Origin of the sequence: Persicitalea sp. (genome assembly GCF_041751555.1) — a bacterium.
GTDB lineage: Bacteria > Bacteroidota > Bacteroidia > Cytophagales > Spirosomataceae > Persicitalea.
This window is the reverse complement of record NZ_JBGSXF010000127.1, coordinates 1-5,755: the sequence shown is the minus strand read 5'-3', so window position 1 is coordinate 5,755 and position 5,755 is coordinate 1. Positions and strand designations below refer to the sequence as shown.

Here is a 5,755-nt window from a genome sequence, read left to right as displayed (position 1 = left end):
GGCATGATCGTCCGACATGATGAAAAGAATGTTTGGCCGCTTGTTTGCTTTCTTTTCGTCAGCTCCGCCGCAGGCCGCCATGAGCAGGGCAAGTGAAAGAGTAATGCCTAGGGCAAATGAATAGGTTTTCTTCATTTTCTGGTTGTTAGTGGTAAGGTAGTTATGAATGCAGATCGGTCGTTGCGGTAGGGTTTTTCCTGTATTGCATCAGCGCAATTTAGTGATGTAGGCATAAAACGCACCGTATTCGTTCCCTGCGTCGTCGATAAAGAGTGATTGAATCACGCCATCTCCGGCGGGTAGTTCCACCACAAAGTCCACTGATTGGCTTCCCGCTTTGATCGGTAGTTCTATCACTTCTGTTCCCACAATGAGTTTTGCCGAACGGAGGTTGAGCTTTTTGCCAACAGGGTAGGGGTCTGCCCCCGGTTCGGCGGGCGGCACGGGGGCTGCCGCATCCAGAGCAAGTTTGCTTTCCAACGGATAACGGCGCAACGAGACGCGGTAACGCCCGGTCTGGGCAACCTTGACTTTCCAGGGGCCATTGCCCCCCTTAGCCAGGCGAATCATATCCTGATTCCAGGCTGGGTTTTCGTCCAGGGCAAAAAAATCATGGGCCGTCAGGCCAACTACCCGCTGCTTTTTGTCGCCGACGATAACGCGGTTGAACTCATCCCCGTGCTGCGAAATATCCTGCCACCAGGGCTTGTAGGCATTTTTTAGCTCTTGTACTTTTTCTTGTTGGGCTTCGGCAATATTAGCCCGCTGACCGGGGTCGGAACTAAGATCGTATAATTCTTTGCCGTTGATAAGCCGCCAAGTACCCTGCATCACCGCCGACATTTTGCCCTCCACCAGGAAAGCTTCGCGTTGGGTATCAGTAATAAGAATTCGTTCCGGGCCTAGCGTCTCGTTATTCAAGATAGCGGATGCCAGGCTGATTCCATCAAATTCGGCTGACTTAATGGGTTCAATTTTGCAGAGATCCAGAAGCGTGGGCAGAACATCCAGCATACTGGTGAGTCCGTTTACGTCGCGGGCGGGTAGTTTTTGGGCGGGCCAATGCAGGAAAAACGGTACCCGGTGCCCGCCTTCATACTGCGAGCCCTTGGTCGCCCGCATCCCAGCGTTGAAACCTTGGGTTACATTGCCTTCTTTGTCAAACTTTACGCCCGCTGCCGTACCATTGTCCGACATGAAAATGAATATGGTGTTCTCATAAACGCCCGCTTTCTTCAATTTCTCGATAAACAAACCCATCTGCTCGTCGGCGTTGGTTATCATGCCGTAAAAATTAGCGTTGGGTATCTTCGGGTTATCCGCGTAGGGCTTGCTGTATTCGGGCGCGACGTGGTACGGGCCGTGCGGCGCGTTGAGGGCGATGTAGCAGAGGAAAGGCTTGCGCTTGTTTTTCTGGACAAACTTCCCCGCCTCCCGAAACCAGACATCGGTGCAGTAACCTTTGTACTTTTGGGGCTTGCCGTTGTGAAAGTAAGTATCGTTGAAGTAATCGTTGTTCCAGTAGTCGGGCGTCTGCGCCACACCACCACCGCCGTGGACAAGTACTTCGTCGAAGCCCCGATCTTGCGGACGAAAGGGGTAGTTGTCGCCCAGGTGCCATTTGCCAAAAATGGCCGTCTTATAGCCCGCCGCGCGGAAATGGTCGGCCATCGTGGTTTCCTCCGCCCGCAGGTACTCACGCCCAATGATCGTATGCCAGGCACCGACTTTGTTGCTGTTTTTGCTCGTCATCAGGCTGGCGCGGGTCGGGGCGCAGGTCGTGCCGGAATGGAAATTGGTGAAGCGCACACTCTGCCTGTGGAGCATGTCCATCGTGGGCGTTCTGATCCAGGGATTGCCGTGGCAGGCCAGGTCGCCGTAGCCCTGGTCGTCGGTCAGGACGATGACCACATTAGGCTTTTGAGCCAGACCAAGGACCGGAATGAGGAAAAGTAACAAAAAAACTTTACGCATGAAAACTATTAGTCAGGGTAAAAACCGGAAGCGCTCGTCTGTAAAGGCAAGGAAGAATTTTTTAAGTTTTTTCTCATAGGTAATTGATTGTGAAAAGAAAGCTTCGCCTGAGGCTTTCTTTTTTTTGTTTCAATTACGCCCCGACAGCCAGTACTTTTTGCGCTACGTTCCTATGAAAGGCGGCGATCACCTTCCCGTGTAAATAAGGGTAAAGCCGCTTCTCCCGTAGATACGATTTTGTTTTCCCCCGGTAGGTAGTGCGGTGGATGACGCGGGTATGCGCATCGGGCGTTTCCTGAAAGATCAGGCGCTGACTTCCTTCCGTTTTGCCTCCCTCGATGTACGAAAACTCGATGTACTTCTCCGTCGGATTAATCCGCGTGATCTGGTGCGCCACCGCAATGTTGACCGCACCCCAGAACAAACTGATATTAAGAAAAAGTACCTGCCCCTCGCGCAATCCCGCGTACTTGTCCTTCAAATACGTTAGCGCTTTGCTTCTTTTACAATACATGCAGCCGAAGCTAACCATACGGCTTCGCCAGGTTTCACGAGGCGGGATGGTGAGATAAGTCTTCCAGACAGTGTCCAGGTCCGACTCTATCGTGAACGATTTGGTATGAACGTGGTACGAGTCGCGCTCGTCAGGCTTGAAACAAGTCGTATCGAGGCGGTCGAAATCGTGGGCTGCCCGAAGACCTTTTTCCTGAATGTAGTCGCGAACTTTTTTCTGTCGTATTCGGTCGAGCTTTATGAATGCTGGCAGGTGAATGGACATCCGGTCGAGTGAGTTGAGTTGTGTTTAGGGTAAAAAGTCGGTTCTGGCACAATCTACCCGATTGCTGGCGGCCAGAATCGGTAAGTAGTTTCACAAACTATCAAAGAAAACCAGCGTTCGTTCGATGTGCTTTTCCCAGTAAGGCCACTCGTGCCCTCCCGCAAACTCTTCGTAAATGTGCGGAATTCCCTGTTCAGTGAGTTTTTGGTGTAATGTCCGGTTAGCTGGTAACAAGTCGTCATCCAGCCCGCAATCGAAGCGGAAGAGGGGGAGTTGGGTGCGATTTTTCAAAAGTTGCGCCAAAACCGACCCTTCGTCAGAACTCTGTTGCTGGTAAACGGAAAGCGGCTCTTCCACGAATTGACTCATCTGCGTCAGCTCCGTAATGGACGAATGCCCGGCGAATCCCCGAAAAAGGAGGGGGTACTTTGCGCCCAAGCGCAATGCACCGAAGCCGCCCATTGAAAGTCCGGCTATGAAAAGCCCGGCCTCCGTAGGCTGAATATTGGGGAAAGCCTCCTGCGTGGCGTTGACGACATCTTTCACAATCCATTTTTCAAAGTCGCAACCCGAGTGCGGCAAGTACCCGCTGCCGTCGCCAAAAAGCCCATCGGACGGCATAGCGAGGGCGATGGGTTTAATGCTGCCCGCTTCGATGAGCCGCCGCGCCGTGCGGTGCACCCCACCTTTCAAAGCCCAAACCCAATGACTGCCGTACACGCCGTGTAGCAGAATGACGAGCGGGAGGGGCGCCGTCGTATTTTCGGGCAAGTACACGCTAATATCGCCCCGGCCTTGCAGGGAAGGTACTTTGACCGTGATTTGATGGAGTCCCTCGTGCGAGAAACGGGGATCAGATATTTCAAGGGTGCGGAAATGGGAAGTCATTATTTAGTTGACAGTTGACAGTTGACAGTTGACAGTTGACTGTTGACAGTTGCGCCGATGCGCGTCTGCAATCCGTCGATTTGATTGCTGCGAAGTTCAGATTTAAGTATGGAGTAGGATTGGCGTGCTTTCCAAACAAAAGGTATTTGTGTGAACATTCAAAAAATTGTCATAAAAAATAGCAAATGAACAAACCTGCTTCTAATACTAGACTGGCTGTCCAAATTTTGGTATTTCTGTTGGTTACGCTGCCCATATCGGCCCAAAATAAACTGCCTAACATCGTCATCATTTACGCCGACGACCTCGGCTACGGCGACTTGAGCAGTTACGGTGGCGATATTCCCACGCCCAATATCGACCGCATCGGGAAGGAGGGAATTCGTTTCACCGATTTCTACGTTTCGGCACCCGTCTGCACGCCCTCGCGTTTCTCGTTGCTCACGGGCCGTTACCCGCAGCGTTCGCAGCATGACCTGACCAAAGCCCTCATGCCGTTGCACGAAAACTACCTCGACTCCTCGGAAACTACCCTGGCCGAGTACCTCAAAACCAAAGGATACGTCACTGCGCTGTTTGGCAAGTGGCACTTGGGAGCCAAAAACGAGAACGATTCCCCCATGCAGCACGGTTTCGACATCTTCACGGGTTTTAAGCCGGGTTGCATCGACTACTTCACTCATGTGTACGGTAGTTTGGGACCCAACTGGTTCGTGAACGGCAAGCCCGCCGAGGAAAAAGGATACTCCACCGAACTCATCACCCGCCACGCCACCGAGTTTTTGGATGAGGTGAAAAGCAACTCCACACCCTTTTTACTGTATTTGCCCTACAACGCACCGCACTTTGGCAAGACCGACCCAGACGACGTACGCGACCATACCGTCGCCCTGAGCGTGACTAAGTACGAAGGCTACCCGGTCATGAATTCCCTGCAAGCTCCCCCCGCTTATATGCAGAAATTCGCCTATATCAAAGACCCCTACCGCCGGACCTACACCGCGATGGTAGCCAGTCTGGATGATCAGGTTGGTGTTTTGTTAGATAAATTGGAGAAAGACGATCTGCTGGAAAACACCATCATTTGGTTCATATCAGACAACGGAGGCTACTCCGAATCCTACTACGGTCACGCCAGCAACGGCGGCCTGCGCGGCGAAAAAGCCACGCTCTGGGAGGGTGGCATCCGCGTTCCGGCCTTGATGATGTGGAAAAGCCGCGTGCAACCGAACCAAACGGTGGATTCGCCCATCTGCAACGTCGATTTGCTGCCGACACTGGCCTCGATCATCGGTTTCAAAGATCAATTGCGCCCCACTCTGGTAGATGGGCTGGATATTGGTTCCGTACTTTTTAAAGGCAAGAAACTCAGCCGAAGCATTTTCTGGCAATACGGTAATCAAACTGCTCTGCGCCACGATGACTGGAAACTGGTCGATGGCAAGGAGCTCTACAATTTGCGCGAAGACCGTAACGAGACGACCGATGTGGCGGAAAGTCATCCTAAGCTGGTGAGACAGTTACGCAGGGAGTCCGATCGTATTGCGGAAAAATTGGGCGAGCCATGATGGGAAGTAGAATCCTCATAAGGCCGTTGGAATAGTTCTTTACATCCTTCCTCCTATAAAGTCTGCTATTTCACCCAGTTTGCTTTCGAAAAGTACTTTGAAGGCGTACACTGATTTCAACACCATCAGACTCGAACCTTAATATTCTAAACGATAACCCATGAAATTATTTACGAAGTACCTTTTTACATTCGCCATTGGATCACTCTTCTTTTCCTGCCAGGATCACAACGTGTCTTCGGATGATAAACCCGACGCGCCCGGTCTGGCCTATTCTGAAAGTGCTCAGGACTTTGACGCCACGTATAACAGTCTGCAAAGCGCCCTCAAGTCCAATCCTGACATCAGCATTGTGGCCGAAGTGAATCATACGGCTAATGCCAAAAGTGTGAATTTGGAACTTCGTCCTACAAGGGTCATTCTATTCGGGAATCCAACCATCGGCACCCCGCTGATGCAAGCTAATCAACTGGCTGGCTTGGATTTGCCCCAGAAAATGCTGGTTTATCAAGCTGCCAATGACAAAGTATTCGTGGCTTACAACAGT

The 5,755-nt window shown here is 51.7% G+C and carries 5 protein-coding genes; 2 read left to right on the top strand and 3 right to left on the bottom strand.

Annotated elements, in window-relative coordinates; genetic code table 11:
* Positions 1 to 207: 207 nt before the first annotated feature.
* The 3 genes from ACEW8P_RS04310 to ACEW8P_RS04300 form a co-directional block, all read right to left on the bottom strand.
* Positions 208 to 1,974: an arylsulfatase gene (locus ACEW8P_RS04310; protein ID WP_373511878.1), complete on the bottom strand. Its 1,767-nt coding sequence runs from the start codon at positions 1,972 to 1,974 to the stop codon at positions 208 to 210.
* Positions 1,975 to 2,107: 133 nt separating this feature from the next.
* Positions 2,108 to 2,752, bottom strand: a complete 645-nt coding sequence (locus tag ACEW8P_RS04305) for a hypothetical protein (RefSeq protein ID WP_373511877.1) — start codon at positions 2,750 to 2,752, stop codon at positions 2,108 to 2,110.
* Between the two features lie 90 nt (positions 2,753 to 2,842).
* Positions 2,843 to 3,640 (bottom strand): alpha/beta hydrolase, encoded by a 798-nt coding sequence (locus tag ACEW8P_RS04300; protein WP_373511876.1) that lies wholly within the window; start codon positions 3,638 to 3,640, stop codon positions 2,843 to 2,845.
* Between the two features lie 185 nt (positions 3,641 to 3,825).
* Here ACEW8P_RS04300 and ACEW8P_RS04295 point away from each other — a divergent pair, with 185 nt between their 5' ends.
* Both ACEW8P_RS04295 and ACEW8P_RS04290 read left to right on the top strand, forming a co-directional pair.
* Positions 3,826 to 5,208: a sulfatase-like hydrolase/transferase gene (locus ACEW8P_RS04295; protein ID WP_373511875.1), complete on the top strand. Its 1,383-nt coding sequence runs from the start codon at positions 3,826 to 3,828 to the stop codon at positions 5,206 to 5,208.
* Between the two features lie 160 nt (positions 5,209 to 5,368).
* The coding region (locus ACEW8P_RS04290; RefSeq protein ID WP_373511874.1) for a DUF302 domain-containing protein at positions 5,369 to 5,755 on the top strand (387 nt) is incomplete at its 3' end.